Raw genomic sequence first — 18,185 nt, 5'->3', positions numbered from 1 at the left:
CCATCCTACTTCTGTCGGTGTGGGGCGTGCCGGTCGTGCGTGCCACCGCATTCGGGCGTGACATCGGACAAGCCGCCGCGCCAACGACAATGCGTCCCCGCACGAGGTTAGCCTGAGGGCATGTCTAATCGGCCGTGCTCTCGAATCGCCTGCGGCGAACCCTCCGTGGCCACGCTGACCTTTGACTATGCCGATTCGATGGCCGTTCTGGGCCCGCTGTCGATCGACCACGACCCGCACAGCTTCGACCTGTGTGATCGTCACTCGGCGCGGACGGCCGCGCCCCAGGGGTGGCAGCTCGTGCGTCACCGCGTCTTCACCGACCAGGCCGAGGCGGAGGGCTCCGCGATCTGACGGGGCCGTCCTCCTGCGGGGCCGTTCCGCAGAGAAACCGCGCTAGACGGTTACGCCGTGTAGTGCGTCGACAAGCGGGGCGAGTTCGGGTGCCTCGCGTGCGGCGGCCAGGGCTCGTTCCAGCGCCGCGTCGTGAACGGGGCGGGCCGTGAGCAGCAGCGTCTCGCCCGCGAGAGTGAGCTCGGTGTAGATTCCCCGACGATCGTCCGCGCAGAGAATGCGCGTGAGCAGGCCACGGTCCTCGAGCCGATTCACGAGCCTTGTCGTGGCGCTGCTCGAGAGCGCGGTTGCACCGGCGAGCTGCTGCATGCGCATGTGCCAGCCGTCCTGGCGACTCAGAGCGTCCAGAACGGTGTATTCCACCACCGACAGGGCGGCGGATGCCTGCAGTGCGCGCTCCAGTTCGGTTTCGATCGCGGCGTGGAGGGCCGCGAGCGTGCGCCATCCCTGGGCGCGCAATTCGACGGCGTCGTCTCTGATGCTCATGGTTGACTCCTCTGTGCTTGCGCCGATAGCGGGCGTGTGCAACTATATAAACCGCGCTTGCAATAGCCAGCGTACGCGGCATATCGTCCGCGCACCACTTTCTTTGGAGTCTTTCATGCCGATCAGTCTTATTGCCCTCGCGCTCGGAGGGTTCGGCATCGGGCTCACGGAATTTGTGATCATGGGGCTGCTGCCCGAGGTGGCGGCAGATTTCGCCGTGACCCCGGCCGTCGCGGGCTGGCTCATCTCGGGATACGCACTCAGCGTGGTTGTCGGCGCCCTCGGCCTGACGGCCGCGGTCACCCGCTTCTCCCGCAAGCGGGTGCTGCTCGCCCTGATGGTGCTGTTCATCGTGGGAAACATGATTTCGGCACTCGCGCCGACGTACGAGCTCATGCTCACCGGGCGTATCATCGCGGCACTGTGCCATGGTGCCTTCTTCGGGATTGGCTCCGTCGTGGCCGCCGGCCTGGTGCCGGAGCGCAAAAAGGCCGGCGCCATCGCGATCATGTTCACGGGACTGACCACCGCGAACGTGCTCGGCGTTCCCTTCGGCACGCTCCTCGGCCAGGCTCTGGGCTGGCGCTCCACGTTCTGGGCGATCACCATCATCGGTGTGGTCGCGCTCATCGGGCTGGCCGTTCTCGTTCCGGCCACGCCCCCGGCGCCAGCCGGCGGCTTGCGCGGTGAACTCCGGGCCTTCCGCTCCTCGCAGGTGTGGCTCTCACTCGGCGTCACCGTTCTGGGCTTCGGTGGCATGTTCGGTGCCTTCACCTACATCGCCTTCACCCTCACAGAGGTGTCCGGTTTTGCCGCCGCAACCGTGCCGTGGCTGCTCGTTCTGTTCGGCGCCGGCTTGTTTGCTGGAAACGTGCTCGGGGGCAAGGCCGCGGACCGCGCCCTCGATCGCTCCCTGCTGGTTCTGCTGGCCGGCCTCACCCTGGTGCTCCTGTTCTTCGCTGTCACCGCCACCAACCAGATCGCCACCCTCGCCTCGCTCGTGCTGATGGGCGGCTTCGGCTTCGGAATCGTTCCGGGTCTGCAGATGCGTGTGATGCGCTACGCGCCAGGGGCGTCCACCCTCGCGTCCGGTGCCAACATCGGCGCCTTCAATCTTGGCAATGCCCTCGGGGCTTTCCTCGGCGGTACCCTCATCACCATGGGCGGCGGATACACGGCTCCCATCTGGGCCGGGTCCGGTGCCGCGTTCCTCGCCGCCGTGGTGATGTTCGTAGCCGCCCGCCGCGCCCCCGCCGTCGCCCCCGCCGCGGTTTCGGCCGCCGTTCCCGAACCGGCGCTGATTTAGAGATCGACTTCTGCTTCGGGCGGATGCCCGTGGCCGGAGACCCGACCCGAGGGCTCGCGGCGACGCCATCCGTCATTTTCCCTCGCCATCGGGACGGAAACTGGCAAGATAGGGCCATGACTGTCGCCTCGCCGTCCACGTCCGCTGCCTTCCGGTACAAGATCGCCGACATTTCGCTCGCGGAGGCGGGTCGGCACCAGCTGCGTCTCGCCGAAAACGAGATGCCGGGCCTGATGGCCCTGCGCACCGAGTTCGGCGAATCGAAGCCGCTCGCCGGGGCCCGCATCGCCGGCTCGCTGCACATGACCGTGCAGACGGCGGTGCTCATCGAAACGCTGGTGGCACTCGGCGCTCAAGTGCGGTGGGCGAGCTGCAACATCTTCTCCACCCAGGACGAAGCGGCTGCCGCCATTGCGGTCGGCCCGACCGGAACGGTGGATTCCCCGGCCGGCGTGCCCGTGTTCGCCTGGAAGGGGGAGACGCTCGAGGAATACTGGTGGTGCACCACCCAGATCTTCGACTGGAGCGATGAGGCCGCCGTGGCGGGGGAGACGTGGACGGGGCCGAACCTCATCCTCGATGACGGGGGAGACGCCACCATGCTCGTGCATACGGGGCGCGAGTTTGAGCAGGCCGGTGTCGTTCCCGCCGATGCGGCCTCCGACAGTCAGGAGTATGGCGTGATCCTGGCCGCCCTGCGCGTGTCTCTGGCTTCCTCGTCGGATCGCTGGACAAGGGTTGCCGCGGATCTGCTCGGCGTTACCGAGGAGACCACCACGGGAGTGCACCGATTGTATGAGCTCGCTGCAGGAAAATCCCTACTGTTCCCGGCGATCAATGTGAACGATTCCGTCACCAAGAGCAAGTTCGACAACAAATACGGCATCCGTCACTCGCTTCCGGACGGCCTCAACCGCGCGACGGACGTGCTGATCGGCGGCAAGGTCGTGTTCGTCGCTGGTTATGGGGATGTGGGGAAGGGAGCCGCCGAGGCGCTCAAAGGCCAGGGCGCCCGAGTGATTGTGAGCGAGATCGACCCGATCAACGCGCTCCAGGCCGCGATGGACGGGTTCCAGGTGGCCAAACTCGAATCCGTGGTCGACGAGGTGGACATCTTCGTGAGTGGCACGGGAAACTTCAACGTCATCCGTACCGAGCACATGCTGCGCATGAAACACCTGGCCATCATCGCCAACGTGGGGCACTTCGACAACGAAATCGACATGGCCGCCCTCGAGGTGCTGGCCGGAGCCGAGAAAGTACAGATCAAGCCACAGGTCGACGAGTGGCGGCTGCCGAGTGGGCGCAGCATCCTTGTGCTGTCCGAGGGACGGCTGATGAATCTGGGCAACGCCACCGGGCACCCCTCGTTTGTCATGAGCAATTCCTTCACGAATCAGGTTCTCGCCCAGATTGAGCTTTACTGCTCACCGGAGAAGTATCCGGTGGGCGTGTACGTGCTGCCCAAGTACCTCGACGAGAAGGTGGCACGTCTGCACCTGGACGCGCTCGGCGTGGAACTCACCGTGCTCTCGCCCGAACAGGCCGAGTATCTCGGTATCCCCGTCGACGGTCCGTACAAGGTCGACCACTACCGCTACTAGCCGACGGATGCCGGGGGGCCCGGGGGTGCGGCGCGCCCGGGATGTGGGGGGATTGGGGGTGGATTTGCGTGGCCTGGGGAATGGCCGTAATGTCTTCTAAGTCACCCCACAGGTGCGGAAAGCTGCTTAGCTTTTCGGCCTCATGCGGGACCATCTCGAAGCCGTGAAGACAGCCGTTGTTCATCTTGTATGAACGTTGTCTCGTGGTTAGAATTGTAAGTCTCCCATCTCGCTGGTTTCCAGGTCTGAGTCGTGGGTTTTGTGGTGTGCTTCGGCGGCTGCGAAACCGGCGTTTCGCTCGACTTGACAGCGGCGAGCAGGGTGGCTAACTTAGACAAGTTGCCTCAGCGAGAGTGCCCGTTAGGGTGTGAAGCTGGGTGCGTCCGATCCTTGAGAACTCAACAGCGTGCACAATGTCAAATGCCAAATACCTCGTGGTTGTTGTCCCGTTTCTAGCGGGTACGCAGCCGGGAGATTCCTTTGGAATATGAAGTGAAAGTCGTGGTTTCGATCACGCAAAATAACAAAAGCAAGTCAGTAATGATTTGTTCTTGCTAGTTTCAAACTTGCATCTTGTTCGCCTATTCCGGCGACTTGGTGCACTAGATGGGCACTCGATTTCGGTTGGGTAGCTATTCAAACATTTACGGAGAGTTTGATCCTGGCTCAGGACGAACGCTGGCGGCGTGCTTAACACATGCAAGTCGAACGGTGATGAGGAGCTTGCTTCTTTGATCAGTGGCGAACGGGTGAGTAACACGTGAGCAATCTGCCCTTGACTCTGGGATAACTGCGGGAAACTGTAGCTAATACCGGATACGACCTTGGAAGGCATCTTCTGGGGTGGAAAGAATTTTGGTCAAGGATGAGCTCGCGGCCTATCAGCTAGTTGGTGAGGTAATGGCTCACCAAGGCGACGACGGGTAGCCGGCCTGAGAGGGTGACCGGCCACACTGGGACTGAGACACGGCCCAGACTCCTACGGGAGGCAGCAGTGGGGAATATTGCACAATGGGCGCAAGCCTGATGCAGCAACGCCGCGTGAGGGACGAAGGCCTTCGGGTTGTAAACCTCTTTTAGTAGGGAAGAAGTGACTGGGTTTTCCTGGAAGTGACGGTACCTGCAGAAAAAGCACCGGCTAACTACGTGCCAGCAGCCGCGGTAATACGTAGGGTGCAAGCGTTGTCCGGAATTATTGGGCGTAAAGAGCTCGTAGGCGGTTTGTTGCGTCTGCTGTGAAAACCCGAGGCTCAACCTCGGGCCTGCAGTGGGTACGGGCAGACTAGAGTGCGGTAGGGGAGATTGGAATTCCTGGTGTAGCGGTGGAATGCGCAGATATCAGGAGGAACACCAATGGCGAAGGCAGATCTCTGGGCCGTAACTGACGCTGAGGAGCGAAAGCATGGGGAGCGAACAGGATTAGATACCCTGGTAGTCCATGCCGTAAACGTTGGGAACTAGATGTGGGGACCATTCCACGGTCTCCGTGTCGCAGCTAACGCATTAAGTTCCCCGCCTGGGGAGTACGGCCGCAAGGCTAAAACTCAAAGGAATTGACGGGGGCCCGCACAAGCGGCGGAGCATGCGGATTAATTCGATGCAACGCGAAGAACCTTACCAAGGCTTGACATATACCGGAAACGGCTGGAAACAGTCGCCCCGCAAGGTCGGTATACAGGTGGTGCATGGTTGTCGTCAGCTCGTGTCGTGAGATGTTGGGTTAAGTCCCGCAACGAGCGCAACCCTCGTCCTATGTTGCCAGCACGTAATGGTGGGAACTCATGGGATACTGCCGGGGTCAACTCGGAGGAAGGTGGGGATGACGTCAAATCATCATGCCCCTTATGTCTTGGGCTTCACGCATGCTACAATGGCCGGTACAAAGGGCTGCAATACCGCAAGGTGGAGCGAATCCCAAAAAGCCGGTCTCAGTTCGGATTGAGGTCTGCAACTCGACCTCATGAAGTCGGAGTCGCTAGTAATCGCAGATCAGCAACGCTGCGGTGAATACGTTCCCGGGCCTTGTACACACCGCCCGTCAAGTCATGAAAGTCGGTAACACCCGAAGCCGGTGGCCAAACCCGTAAGGGATGGAGCTGTCGAAGGTGGGATCGGTGATTAGGACTAAGTCGTAACAAGGTAGCCGTACCGGAAGGTGCGGCTGGATCACCTCCTTTCTAAGGAGCACGTGCAATCCCGTCTGTATACAGCGGAATACGATTGCCAGTCATACGGAAACGAACGTTTTCGATGGCGCTCATGGGTGGAACATTGACATTGATGTAAGAACGGCCAGTTCGGTTCAAGTACGCTTCTTCGGAGGTTGGAAAAGATTGGGGTGGAGAGACTTGCATGAGCACGCTGTTGGGTCCTGAGGGACCGGAACGGATCACTTCGGTGGTTTGGACCTTCCTCTGGACTTCTTGTTGTGGGCATTAATCGCCGGCTTCGAGGGGTACCGCCCGTACTTTGAGAACTACACAGTGGACGCGAGCATCTTAAATTTGTGGGACTTCGGTCCCCAAATTACAAAGATCTAAGCAATTAGATCATTGGTCAATTTCTGCCGCGAATTTATTCGTGGCACCAATCGATTCAAACTCATGTGATTTCAAATTTTTAAGAGCAAACGGTGAATGCCTTGGCATGTAGAGCCGAAGAAGGACGTAGTAATCTGCGATAAGCCTCGGGGAGTTGATAAACGAACTGTGATCCGAGGATGTCCGAATGGGGAAACCCCGCCAGGCCCGTGAGGTGACCTGGTGACTCCCGCCTGAATATATAGGGCGGGTAGAGGGAACGTGGGGAAGTGAAACATCTCAGTACCCACAGGAAGAGAAAACAATAGTGATTCCGTTAGTAGTGGCGAGCGAACCCGGATGAGGCTAAACCGATCATGTGTGATAGCCGGTAGGCGTTGCATGGTCGGGGTTGTGGGACTTTTCAGCTGATTCTACCGAATGGCAAGGGTTAGAGCGTTGTATAGACGAACAGGATTGAAAGCCTGGTCATAGAGGGTGCGAACCCCGTAGTCGAAATGCAGCAATCACCCGAAGAGTATCCCAAGTAGCACGGGGCCCGAGAAATCCCGTGTGAATCCGTCAGGACCACCTGATAAGCCTAAATACTCCTACATGACCGATAGTGAACAAGTACCGTGAGGGAAAGGTGAAAAGTACCCCGGGAGGGGAGTGAAATAGTACCTGAAACCGTTTGCTTACAATCCGTTGGAGCCAGTCTGATTCTGGTGACAGCGTGCCTTTTGAAGAATGAGCCTGCGAGTTAGTGATATGTGGCGAGCTTAACCCGAGAGGGGAATGCGTAGCGAAAGCGAGTCTGAATAGGGCGATTCAGTCGCATGTCCTAGACCCGAAGCGAAGTGATCTATCCATGGCCAGGTTGAAGCGACGGTAAGACGTCGTGGAGGACCGAACCCACTTCAGTTGAAAATGGAGGGGATGAGCTGTGGATAGGGGTGAAAGGCCAATCAAACTTCGTGATAGCTGGTTCTCTCCGAAATGCATTTAGGTGCAGCGTTGCGTGTTTCTTGCCGGAGGTAGAGCTACTGGATGGCCGATGGGGCCCAAAAGCTTACTGACGTCAGCCAAACTCCGAATGCCGGTAAGTGAGAGCGCAGCAGTGAGACGGTGGGGGATAAGCTTCATCGTCGAGAGGGAAACAACCCAGACCACCAACTAAGGTCCCAAAGCGCGTGCTAAGTGGGAAAGGATGTGGAGTTGCACAGACAACCAGGAGGTTGGCTTAGAAGCAGCCACCCTTGAAAGAGTGCGTAATAGCTCACTGGTCAAGTGATTCCGCGCCGACAATGTAACGGGGCTCAAGCACGCCACCGAAGTTGTGGCATTGATATTTTTGGTTAGCCGCACCCTTGTGGTGTTGGTTCAGCCGTGTTGATGGGTAGGAGAGCGTCGTGTGGCCAGCGAAGCGGCGGTGTAAACCAGCCGTGGAGGCCACACGAGTGAGAATGCAGGCATGAGTAGCGAAAGACGGGTGAGAAACCCGTCCTCCGAAAGATCAAGGGTTCCAGGGCCAGGCTAATCCGCCCTGGGTAAGTCGGGACCTAAGGCGAGGCCGACAGGCGTAGTCGATGGACAACGGGTTGATATTCCCGTACTGACGAAAAACCGCCCAAGCTAATCCAGTAATGCTAAGTATCTGAATCCCCTAGACCGATCCCTTCGGGGTGAGGCGTGGGGCCTAGCGTACGACCCTATTCTGGTGCGGTTAGCGTATTAACAGGTGTGACGCAGGAAGGTAGCTGAGCCGGGCGATGGTTGACCCGGTCTAAGGATGTAGGGCGAACGATAGGCAAATCCGTCGTTCATATAGCCTGAGACCCGATGGGTAGCCCGTAAGGGTGAAATCAGTGATCCTATGCTGCCGAGAAAAGCATCGACGCGAGGTTTTAGTCACCCGTACCCCAAACCGACTCAGGTGATCAGGTAGAGAATACTAAGGAGATCGAGAGAATCGTGGTTAAGGAACTCGGCAAAATGCCCCCGTAACTTCGGGAGAAGGGGGGCCTGAGGCGTGAACGGACTTGCTCCGGGAGCGTTCGAAGGCCGCAGAGACCAGTGGGAAGCGACTGTTTACTAAAAACACAGGTCCGTGCTAAGTCGCAAGACGATGTATACGGACTGACGCCTGCCCGGTGCTGGAAGGTTAAGAGGAACGGTTAGCCGCAAGGCGAAGCTGAGAATTTAAGCCCCAGTAAACGGCGGTGGTAACTATAACCATCCTAAGGTAGCGAAATTCCTTGTCGGGTAAGTTCCGACCTGCACGAATGGCGTAACGACTTCCCAGCTGTCTCAACCGCGAACTCGGCGAAATTGCATTACGAGTAAAGATGCTCGTTACGCGCAGCAGGACGGAAAGACCCCGTGACCTTTACTACAGCTTGGTATTGGTGTTCGGTGTGGCTTGTGTAGGATAGGTGGGAGACTTTGAAGCTTGGACGCTAGTTCAGGTGGAGTCATCGTTGAAATACCACTCTGGTCATATTGGATACCTAACTTCGAACCGTGATCCGGTTCAGGGACAGTGCCTGGTGGGTAGTTTAACTGGGGCGGTTGCCTCCTAAAAAGTAACGGAGGCGCCCAAAGGTTCCCTCAACCTGGTTGGCAATCAGGTGTCGAGTGTAAGTGCACAAGGGAGCTTGACTGTGAGACTGACAAGTCGAGCAGGGACGAAAGTCGGGACTAGTGATCCGGCAGTGGCTTGTGGAAGCGCTGTCGCTCAACGGATAAAAGGTACCTCGGGGATAACAGGCTGATCTTGCCCAAGAGTCCATATCGACGGCATGGTTTGGCACCTCGATGTCGGCTCGTCGCATCCTGGGGCTGGAGTAGGTCCCAAGGGTTGGGCTGTTCGCCCATTAAAGCGGTACGCGAGCTGGGTTTAGAACGTCGTGAGACAGTTCGGTCCCTATCCGCTGCGCGCGCAGGAAATTTGAGAAGATCTATCCCTAGTACGAGAGGACCGGGATGGACGAACCTCTGGTGTGTCAGTTGTTCCGCCAGGAGCACCGCTGATTAGCTACGTTCGGAATGGATAACCGCTGAAAGCATCTAAGCGGGAAGCCAGCTTCGAGATGAGATTTCCATCCCTTCGGGGGAGAGGCTCGCAGCTAGACTACTGCGTTGATAGGCCGGATGTGGAAGTGGGGACTAAAGACCCATGAAGCTGACCGGTACTAATAAGCCGATAATTTGATAACACTCAGTTTGAAGAAGCTGCTTTAGCGTCCACTATGTGGTTCTCGATGTACGGTCGAGAACAACCGCTTCTACGGAAGCACTATAACTAAAAAATATAGGTTCGAAACACGCATCACAGGTGTTTCGGCGGCTATAGCAAGAGGGAAACGCCCGGTCACATTCCGAACCCGGAAGCTAAGACTCTTTGCGCCGATGGTACTGCAGGGGGGACCCTGTGGGAGAGTAGGACACCGCCGGACTTAACTTAGCAACACACTAATGGCCACCCCGCACGGGGTGGCCATTTTTGCGTTAACCCGCCCGGTGCCGCCGGTGCCGCGGGTCGAGGCGCGAGAATCGAGACCAGGTGAGACGCCCCTGAGAGTGGAGTCGGGTCTGAGAACGGGGTGCGTGGTCTCGATCGCTCCTTCGTCGCGCCTCGACCAACGCAACCGCGGCCGGCTGGTCGAGACCGTGGATCCCGCGGGCGGCGACGCTAGCGGCTGGGAAAGTCGTGGGGGAGACCGTGCAGCACCGGCGCGAGACGCTCCAGGCGGCCGCGCTCAAGCATCAGGGCGGCGTACTCGCGGTCACGGCGCACCGCGGCGACAGCGATCAGGAACGCCTCTGCCGGGGCGGCCGGAACCGGGGAGACAAACGGTGTCACCTCGGCGGCCAGCGACGCGGCGAGGCGCTCCCGGGTCGCCGGGGTGAACTTCGCCGACTGCCGGAGGAACTGCGCCACCCGACGCGCCAGCGGGTCGGGCAAGCGGGCCACGTCGACGGTCTGTGCCCACTCGAGCAGCGGCACAGGAACCCCGGCGACGGGCGCCGAATAGGCGGGCACCCGCTCGTGCTGACTGTACGTGCCGGCTAGCAGGTCACCGAGACGTTGGGACCGCGCGTTCAGCAGCCCAACGGTCGCAGCGAGACCGCCGAGGGTCATGAAGATTTCCAGGATTGCGGTGAGGGCGCGGATGAAGGCATGCCGCAGCGAGATCGCGCCGCCGTCCACGCGCACGATTCGCGCGCCGATGGCGAGTTTGCCGAGGGAACGGCCGCGGGTGGCCGTCTCAACTACCATGGGCGCAACCACAAGGGACACGACGAGGCTGGCGATCATCACGGCCTGGGTGAGTGCCGGATCCGCCGCGTCGCCGAGCACGTACAGCACGGACAGAATCAGCACGGTGAACAGAATGCCGTAGGCCACGACGTCAATGGCCGCGCCCGCTCCGCGAAGGATGAGGTTGGCCGGGAGCACATCAAGTGCGACAGCCTCGCCCGTGAGAAGTCCCTCAGTGGAGCTGTCGGAGCCGTCGTGGGCCGGGTCAGTGGACTGAACGGTCTGCACCATGTCTACTATTGAAGCAGATGGATCTCGACGCCTACACGGCAGCACACAAACAGGAGTGGAGCCGCCTCACAGAGCTTGGCTCACGGCGCCGGCTTTCCGGCGCCGAGTCCGACGAGCTCATCGAGCGCTATCAGGCGGGCGCGACGCACCTGTCTGCCATCAAGACGACCGCGGGGTCAACGGTGCAGGGCGACCGCCTGTCCGTGGCGTTGTCCAGGGCGCGGTTGCGATTCACCGGAACCAGCGCCAATCTGTTGTCCCTGCTTCCCGAGTTCTTCGCCCTGCAGCTGCCGGCGGCCCTGTACCGGATTCGGTGGCTCACCCTTGCGGTGGCTCTCGTCACCGTCGTGGTGGCAGGGCTCTATGCGCTCTGGGCGCTCAGCGACGTGCAGGTGTTGGCGAACCTCGGCACGGACGAACAGTTGGCGCAGGTCGCCAACGAGGACTTCGTGGGGTACTACTCGGCCAACCCCGCGGCATCCTTCACTGGTTTGGTCTGGACCAATAACGCGTTCATCGCGGCACAGTGCATTGCGTTCGGAATCGTGGGCGTCTATGTGCCCTTCATCATCCTGCAGAACGCCCAGAGTCTGGGACTGACCATGGCGATCATGTTTTCGCAGGACAAGGGGGACGTCTTCTTCCTCTATATTGCTCCGCACGGCCAGCTAGAACTCACGGCCATCTTCGTGGCCGCCGCGGCGGGCCTGCGTATCTTCTGGGCCTGGATCGCACCCGGCGCCCGCACCAGGGGGCAGGCTCTCGCGGAAGACGCCCGAGCCCTGTTCACGGTGGCCATTGGCCTCGTTCTTGTGCTGTTCGTGTCAGGCATCATTGAGGGATTCGTCACACCAGCGCCGTGGCCCTGGCCGGTGAAGATCGGCATCGGAACCCTCGCGCTGGCGGCATTCCTCACCTACATGACCGTCGTCGGAGGGCGTGCCACGCGTCGGGGCGAGACCGGCGACCTCGGGGAATACGAGGCCGGAAGCACCCGCATCTACTCGGCGTGATATCCGCGGCCCATCGAGGCAGCGGCCTGGCGCAAGCCCTACAGGCGGCCGGTGGCCTTGAGCAGGATGTACCGGTCGGCGAGTGCAGGCGGCAGATCGGCCGGCGAACCGGTCACGACCTCCCCGCCAAGCCTGCGAATGGCGGCGGAAACCCGGGACACATCGAGCATGGCCCGCTCGGCCGCGGCCGCCCGGTACACCTCGGTGCGGGTTGACCGTTCCTCGACGGCCGCGGCCGCGACGGGATCGGTCACGGAGGCGACAACGACGGTGTGCCGCGCGGTGAGCTGGGGAAGTACCGACAACAGCCCTGTGGATGCCCCGGCGGCGTCGATCGAGGTGATGAGCACGACGAGCGCGTGCTGGCTCGTGATGCTGCGAACCTGCGCCGGAACGGCGGCCCAATCCATCTCGATCAGCTCGGGTTCGATGAGCGCCATCGAATCGACCATCTGCGACAGCAACGCCGCGCCCTTGGCGCCGGCCACGCGACCGCGAACGCGACGATCGAACGCGAGAAAGTCAACGCGGTCCCCGGCAGGGTCGGCGAGAGCGGCCAGCAGCAGACTGGCCTCAAAGGCGGTGTCCAGGCGAGGCTCATCATCGACGCGCACCGCCGAGGTGCGCGCCGTGTCGATGAGAATGACGACTCGTCGGTCACGTTCGGGCCGCCAGGTGCGCACCATCACATCGTTGCGCCTGGCCGTGGCGCGCCAGTCGATCGAGCGCACGTCGTCGCCGCGCACGTACTCACGCAGGGAATCGAACTCCGTACCCGGACCGCGCACCATCACGCTCGTGCGGCCGTCGAGTTCCTTGAGCCGCTGGATGCGGGAGGGCAGATGTTTGCGGGAATGGAACGGTGGCAGCACTCGGATGAGGCCCGGCGCATTCAGCGTCGCCTGGCGGCTCCACAACCCCAGCGGACCGTGGCTCCGTGCCGTCACCTGGCCGACCCGACGCTCTCCCCGCCGAAACGGCGTCAGCGTGTTCGCCACGCGTCGGCGTTCGCCCGGCGGGATCGAAACCGCTGATCGGTTGTTGCCGGCGCCGGCCGACGGCTGCCAGGCATCCCGGATCACCGCGTGCAGGTGACGGCGACCGGCGTTCGTGACGAAGAGTTCGCTTGTGACCGTTTCGCCCAGACGCACCCTTGAGGGCAGCACGCGTTCGAGAACCAGGCTGCGCGGGGATGCGGCCAGAAGCAGATCGAGGCCGCCGACCAGGACGGTGGCGAGGAACCACAGTCCCAGCACCGCGAATCCGCGCGCGGGCGTGTCGCCGAGCAGCACCACGGGGATGATGCCGAGCGCGAGCAGAAGCACATATCGACCGGAGAGAGTCATGGGCTAGATCGGAACCTGCACCTGCTGGAGCACGCCGCGCAGGATCGCATCGACTGAAACACCCTCGAGCTCGGCCTCCGGCTGCAGCACCATGCGGTGGCGCCACACCGGCAGCACCATCGCTTGCACGTGGTCGGGCGTGATCGACTCATAACCGCTCAGCCAGGCCCACGCCTTGGCCGCCGCGAGCAGGCCCGTGGTTCCCCGGGGGCTCACACCGAGCTTCACCGATGGGCTGGCGCGGGTGGCACGCGCGAGGTCCACGACGTAGGCGAGCACGTCAGCGCTGGCCCCGACGGATGCCACGGCCGCCTGGGCCGCCGCCAGCTCGGCGGCGCCGAGAACAGGTGTAACGCCCGCACCGGCAAGGTCCCGAGGGTTGAAACCGGCCGCATGTCGCCGCAGCACCTCCACCTCGTCGTCGCGCGCCGGAACATCCAGAACCAGTTTGAGCAGGAACCGGTCCAGCTGCGCCTCCGGCAGCGTGTAGGTGCCCTCGTACTCGATCGGGTTCATCGTGGCGGCCACGATGAACGGGACCGGCAGCGGGCGCGTGGCACCGTCGACGCTCACCTGGCGTTCCTCCATCGCTTCCAACAACGCCGACTGTGTCTTCGGGGGAGTGCGGTTGATCTCGTCGGCGAGCAGAATGTTGGTGAACACCGGCCCGGCCCGAAACTCGAATTCTCCGGACGTGGCGTCATAAATGAGAGAGCCGGTCACGTCGCCTGGCATCAGGTCCGGCGTGAACTGGATGCGTTTCGTGTCGAGGTTGAGGGCGTGGCTGAGCGTGCGCACGAGCAGCGTCTTGGCCACGCCGGGAACGCCCTCCAGCAGCACGTGGCCTTTGGCGAGCAGAGCGATGATCAGCCCCGTCACGGCGCCGTCCTGCCCCACGACGGCCTTGCCCACTTCGGCACGAACCCGGGTGAGTGACTCGCGCAGTGAATCGGTGCTGAGGGCGCTGTCGGGAGTGATCATGAGTCCATTCTGCCGTGAGGCGGGAGATCGGGAGATGCCGGGGCGGGAGGGGGAGACGGCCGGGACGCCGGGTTCGGAGACACCGCGGACCTCGTCGTCCGTTCAATCTCCTGGAGGCGGTTGGCCAGGCGCAGCAGATCGGCGTCACCGGTCGGCTGCTCCTGCACGAGCGCATCTCGCACCTCGGTGACGGCCAAACCGGTGAGCGCGGCGACTCTGTGCACCACGTCGTCCAGGCGCGCGCGGCGGCCGAGCCCGACCTGACCGGCCAGGCGCTGCACGGTGCCGATGCGCAGAGCGTCGAGGGCGCGCAGGCGCGTGCTTCCGCGGGCGTAGAGCCGTGCCCGCCCCTCCATGGTCTCGCTCGCCTTCACCGTCACGGGCAGATTCTCAGCCACGAGCGGCCCGAAGCGACGACCTCGCCAGAGCGCCGCCGCCACGGCGACGAGTCCAAGCAGGATGAGTGCCGGTGTCAGCGCCCCGGGAGCGAGCTCGGCGATCGACGGCGGCCCCGTGCGTGGCACGTCGGCCAGCGTCGGCAGGTACCAAACGACGGTGTCGGTCGCTCCCAGCAGGTTCAGGGCCAGGGCCGCGTTGCCGAAGTCGGCGATCGCCTCGTTGCTGAATACGGTCGCGTCGGGCACGAGCGTGAGCGACCGGTCCGCCGCGGATCGCTCGATCATCGAAAAGGTGGTGTCGCTGCTCGGGAAGCAGCCGGTGAGCGTGGCCCCGGATGCCGCGACGCCCTCCGGGATGCTGAGCGTGCCTCCGCCGGGCGAAAGCGACCCCGCCCGCGTCGCCGCGGGCACCGAGCACTGCGCGGCGAGAGAGTCCGCGGCCGACAATCCACCGAACCCGACCTCGGGCGCCAGCGCCTGCAGGCCGGCGAAGTTGGGTGCGGCGACGACCGTGCGCGTGGCGAGGGACCCCATCGCGGTGAGTGCCGCCGCGTCCAGGAAGTTCCCGTTGTCGAAGAAGAAGAGTGTGGCGGCATCGGCGGTGCGGGTCGCCGCACGTGCCTCGGCCAGGGTGTCCGCGGTCACGACGGTGACCCCCTGCTCCCGCAGAACCGTGGCCAGGGCCATGCCACCGGAGGGTGCGGCGCTGTCGGCGGCGAGCCGGCGACCGGCTGCGGGGCCTCCGACGAGCAGGGTCACCGCGAACGTGACCAGAACTGCCCCCGTGGCGGCGATGACCCAGAAGCCGGATCGACGCACGGAGGTGCGCACCGTGGGTGTGACGGCGGTGGCCGCCGAGTCGTGCAGCGGATGCCGGTCGGCGGTGATCGACCCGCTCATGAGTCGTCCCGCGCGGTGATGATGCCCGACTCAGAGGCCGGCGCGAGCCGGGTGGGTGTGGCGGTGCGCAGCTCGTCCGCAAGCGCGTCGAGGGCGCGGAAGTCGGCCTCGGCCCCCGACACGCCCAGATAGCGCACCCGGTCGAACACATCGGCCGCGCGTGCAAGCCGCGAGCGTGCCGCCGGAAAAGTCGTCGCGGCGCGCTCGGAGAAGCCGTGCGCGGTCGTCCCGGGCGTCACACTGACCACGGTGCGTTCGAAGAGGTCGGCGGCGATCGCCCGGAACGTTTCCTCGGCGGCCAGGCTCCAGTCGCGCGCTTGTGCGGCGGTCTGTGCGGCGCGACGCATCTCGGCGGCGCTGCGCCGGTCGTCCGCGCCGAAAAGGTCGGCGCTCGCCCTGGCACGTCGCCGATTGCGCCTGGGGACTCCGAAGATCAACCATGCGGCCCCGATCGCGACGAGGACAACGGCGATCACGACGGCGGGCAGCCAGCTGGTCCACCCGGCGCCGTCGGGAAGAGTCAACGACCCGAGCCAGTCGAAGAACGCCTGTGACAAGCGGTCGAACCAGGTGGGCCGAGCCGCCTCGTATCTGGCGTTGAGAAGTTCATCCTGCAACCAGCGTCGCGCCTCTGGTCCGTCTGGCGTCACCGGAATATCTGCCGGTGCCCGGAGCACGCGGCCGATCATGCCTGGGGTGGGGTGTGGACGGTGAGGTACGGATCCCCGATGACGGAACCGGCCTGCCGAGCCTCGACGAACCGGGCAAGTTCCAGGTCGAGGCCCTCTTTGCGCATTCGAAGGTCGAGATAAATCAGCGCGACCGTCGCGGAGGTGATGACGGAACCGACGGCGCCCGCCACGAACGTGACCAGGATGACGCCGGCATAGGAGATGAAGGCGGGAATATACGCATCGACGGACGCGGTCGGGTCGACCAACGACATCAGGATGGAGAACACCAGGGTGAAGGGGGTGGTGACGATTTGCACCAGCAGATTCACCGCGATGGACACGAGGGCGAGTACCCCGAACGTGCGCCAGAAGTAACCGCGGGTGAGCGACCACGATCGTCGGATCGCGGCCCCCATGGTGAGCCGCTCCAAAACAATCAGGCTGGGCACCACGGATGTCTTCGTCGCGATCCAGACGGTGACCGCGAGCAACGTGAGCCCACCGATGACGCCGGTGACGATGGACAACACCAGTCCGAGTGTGTCTCCGAGCGCCGCGAGCAGCACGATCGCGAGAACGAGGACGGCGAGGCCAAGGATCAGCGCCGTGAGTACGAGCAGGGTCCAGAGCACCAGCTTCCACAGGCGCGGCCGTGCCGTACGCCACAGGCGTCCCAGCCGAAGCTTTTCTCCGAGCGTCGCCCGGGCCACCTCCGTGACGATCACGCCCTGAAGCACGGCGGCGGCGATCACGCTGAGAAAAAGGGGCACGAGAGTCGACAGCAGGATGATCACAAGCCCGCCGGATTCGATCTCCGCCTGCTGGTCGGACGGCGCGCTGGCGACCCGGTTCGCCACCCAGTACGTGACGGGCAGCACAACAGAGAACGTCGCGAGCAGCACAATGCCCTGAATGATCAGGGCACTCCCGAATGTCGCACGGGGGTTGCGCCGCAGCACTCGGAACGGAGCGAACAGAAGGGTACCGAAACCGAGGGGGCGCAGCGGGATGAGGCCCGGCTTCGGCGGCGGCGTCCAACCCGACGGAGGGCCGCCGAGCGGGGCGCCGAGCGGGGCGCCGACGGGCGGGGGAACGGGCGCGCCGGTCGGTCCGCCACCCGGAAGCCCGGTAGGCGGGCCATACTGGGGTGCCTGCGGGGGCGCTGGGAACGTGGGTGGTTGCCAGTTCTGCGGGTCGGTCACGAGTCCCATGCTGGCACACCTCGGTTGGGAGCGCGTTTTTTGGTCTCGCTCGACTATTCTGGAGACCGGAATGAACTACTCACCGGGCAATCCGCAGCTTCAGGGGGGCGGCGACGTTGAGGCGTCGAAGCCGACGAAACGCACGATGATGGCAAAGAGAGAACAATGACCTCACGTATTTTGGTCGTCGACGACGACACCGCGCTGTCCGAGATGATCGGCATCGTCTTGCACAGCGAGGGATTCGAGCCAAGCTTCTGCGCGGACGGGGCGCTGGCTGTTGAGGCTTTTCGCACGACCAAGCCCGACCTGGTTCTACTCGACCTGATGCTGCCCGGCATCGACGGAATCGAGGTGTGCAGCCGCATCCGTGCGGAGTCCGGCACACCGATCATCATGCTGACCGCGCGCACCGACACCACAGATGTCGTGCGCGGTCTGGAATCCGGCGCCGACGACTACATGGTCAAACCGTTCAACCCCAAAGAACTCGTGGCTCGGATTCGCACCCGGCTGCGTCCCACGCCCGTCGTCTCGACCCTCAGCCTGCAAATCGGTGACGTTGTCGTCGATGCCGCGGGCCATGAGGTGAAGCGCGGCGATCGCAGCATCAACCTGACCCCGCTCGAATTCGATCTGCTGCTGGCCCTGGCATCCAAACCCCAGCAGGTGTTCACTCGCGAGATGCTTCTCGAACAGGTGTGGGGTTACCACTACAAGGCGGACACGCGCCTGGTGAATGTGCACGTGCAGCGGCTCCGGGCAAAGGTCGAAGAAGACCCCGACAACCCGAAGATCGTGATGACCGTTCGCGGTGTCGGCTACCGGGCCGGCGCGGTCGGCTAGG

General features: G+C 63.0%; 12 protein-coding genes and 3 rRNA genes. 8 read left to right on the top strand and 7 right to left on the bottom strand.

Features of this window, described 5'->3' with window-relative positions:
• Nucleotides 1–120: 120 nt before the first annotated feature.
• On the top strand, nt 121–354 hold the full coding sequence (locus AC1MB9_RS11810; protein ID WP_479962139.1) for a DUF3499 family protein: 234 nt from the start codon (nt 121–123) through the stop codon (nt 352–354).
• 42 nt (nt 355–396) lie between these two features.
• Here the strand turns inward: AC1MB9_RS11810 and AC1MB9_RS11805 are convergent, their stop codons facing one another.
• The gene (locus AC1MB9_RS11805) at nt 397–840 is read right to left on the bottom strand and encodes a MarR family winged helix-turn-helix transcriptional regulator (RefSeq protein ID WP_479962138.1); all 444 of its coding nucleotides are present in this window, start codon (nt 838–840) and stop codon (nt 397–399) included.
• 115 nt (nt 841–955) lie between these two features.
• Here AC1MB9_RS11805 and AC1MB9_RS11800 point away from each other — a divergent pair, with 115 nt between their 5' ends.
• The 5 genes from AC1MB9_RS11800 (at nt 956) to rrf (ending at nt 9,727) form a co-directional block, all read left to right on the top strand.
• Nucleotides 956–2,146, top strand: coding sequence for an MFS transporter (locus AC1MB9_RS11800; RefSeq protein ID WP_479962137.1), 1,191 nt, complete (start codon nt 956–958; stop codon nt 2,144–2,146).
• A gap of 116 nt (nt 2,147–2,262) precedes the next feature.
• Complete coding sequence (gene ahcY / locus AC1MB9_RS11795; protein ID WP_479962136.1) at nt 2,263–3,750, top strand: adenosylhomocysteinase; 1,488 nt, start codon at nt 2,263–2,265, stop codon at nt 3,748–3,750.
• 643 nt (nt 3,751–4,393) lie between these two features.
• A 16S ribosomal RNA gene (locus AC1MB9_RS11790) occupies nt 4,394–5,927 on the top strand.
• 432 nt (nt 5,928–6,359) lie between these two features.
• A 23S ribosomal RNA gene (locus AC1MB9_RS11785) occupies nt 6,360–9,487 on the top strand.
• A 123-nt stretch (nt 9,488–9,610) separates the two neighbouring features.
• Nucleotides 9,611–9,727, top strand: a 5S ribosomal RNA gene (gene rrf, locus AC1MB9_RS11780).
• Together the 16S, 23S and 5S rRNA genes form the textbook arrangement of a ribosomal RNA operon.
• Nucleotides 9,728–9,963: 236 nt before the next feature.
• On the opposite strand, the gene AC1MB9_RS11775 is transcribed toward rrf, so the two are convergent.
• Nucleotides 9,964–10,824 carry an RDD family protein gene (locus AC1MB9_RS11775; protein WP_479962135.1) on the bottom strand — a complete coding sequence of 287 codons (861 nt, stop codon included), beginning with the start codon at nt 10,822–10,824 and terminating at the stop codon, nt 9,964–9,966.
• Nucleotides 10,825–10,841: 17 nt separating this feature from the next.
• On the opposite strand from AC1MB9_RS11775, the gene AC1MB9_RS11770 reads away from it, so the two are divergent.
• Nucleotides 10,842–11,837, top strand: coding sequence for a stage II sporulation protein M (locus AC1MB9_RS11770; protein ID WP_479962134.1), 996 nt, complete (start codon nt 10,842–10,844; stop codon nt 11,835–11,837).
• A gap of 38 nt (nt 11,838–11,875) precedes the next feature.
• On the opposite strand, the gene AC1MB9_RS11765 is transcribed toward AC1MB9_RS11770, so the two are convergent.
• From AC1MB9_RS11765 to AC1MB9_RS11745, 5 genes are read right to left on the bottom strand one after another with little or no spacing between them, the layout of a single operon-like run.
• Nucleotides 11,876–13,183 (bottom strand): DUF58 domain-containing protein, encoded by a 1,308-nt coding sequence (locus AC1MB9_RS11765; protein ID WP_479962133.1) that lies wholly within the window; start codon nt 13,181–13,183, stop codon nt 11,876–11,878.
• Between the two features lie 3 nt (nt 13,184–13,186).
• Nucleotides 13,187–14,164, bottom strand: a complete 978-nt coding sequence (locus AC1MB9_RS11760) for an AAA family ATPase (RefSeq protein ID WP_479962132.1) — start codon at nt 14,162–14,164, stop codon at nt 13,187–13,189.
• A complete protein-coding gene (locus AC1MB9_RS11755; RefSeq protein WP_479962131.1) occupies nt 14,161–15,462 on the bottom strand; it encodes a DUF4350 domain-containing protein in 1,302 nt (433 codons plus the stop codon). The genes AC1MB9_RS11760 and AC1MB9_RS11755 overlap by 4 nt, the downstream gene beginning before the upstream one ends.
• Nucleotides 15,459–16,151, bottom strand: coding sequence for a DUF4129 domain-containing protein (locus AC1MB9_RS11750; protein ID WP_479962130.1), 693 nt, complete (start codon nt 16,149–16,151; stop codon nt 15,459–15,461). Before AC1MB9_RS11750 ends, AC1MB9_RS11755 begins: the two co-directional genes overlap by 4 nt.
• Nucleotides 16,148–17,347, bottom strand: coding sequence for a DUF7847 domain-containing protein (locus AC1MB9_RS11745; protein ID WP_479962129.1), 1,200 nt, complete (start codon nt 17,345–17,347; stop codon nt 16,148–16,150). Before AC1MB9_RS11745 ends, AC1MB9_RS11750 begins: the two co-directional genes overlap by 4 nt.
• Before the next feature lie 156 nt (nt 17,348–17,503).
• Here AC1MB9_RS11745 and mtrA point away from each other — a divergent pair, with 156 nt between their 5' ends.
• Nucleotides 17,504–18,184, top strand: a complete 681-nt coding sequence (mtrA, locus tag AC1MB9_RS11740) for an MtrAB system response regulator MtrA (protein ID WP_479962128.1) — start codon at nt 17,504–17,506, stop codon at nt 18,182–18,184.
• Nucleotide 18,185: the final 1 nt, after the last annotated feature.

The organism is Cryobacterium sp. AP27, assembly GCF_056680495.1.
This window is presented reverse-complemented; position numbering and strand designations above follow the sequence as displayed.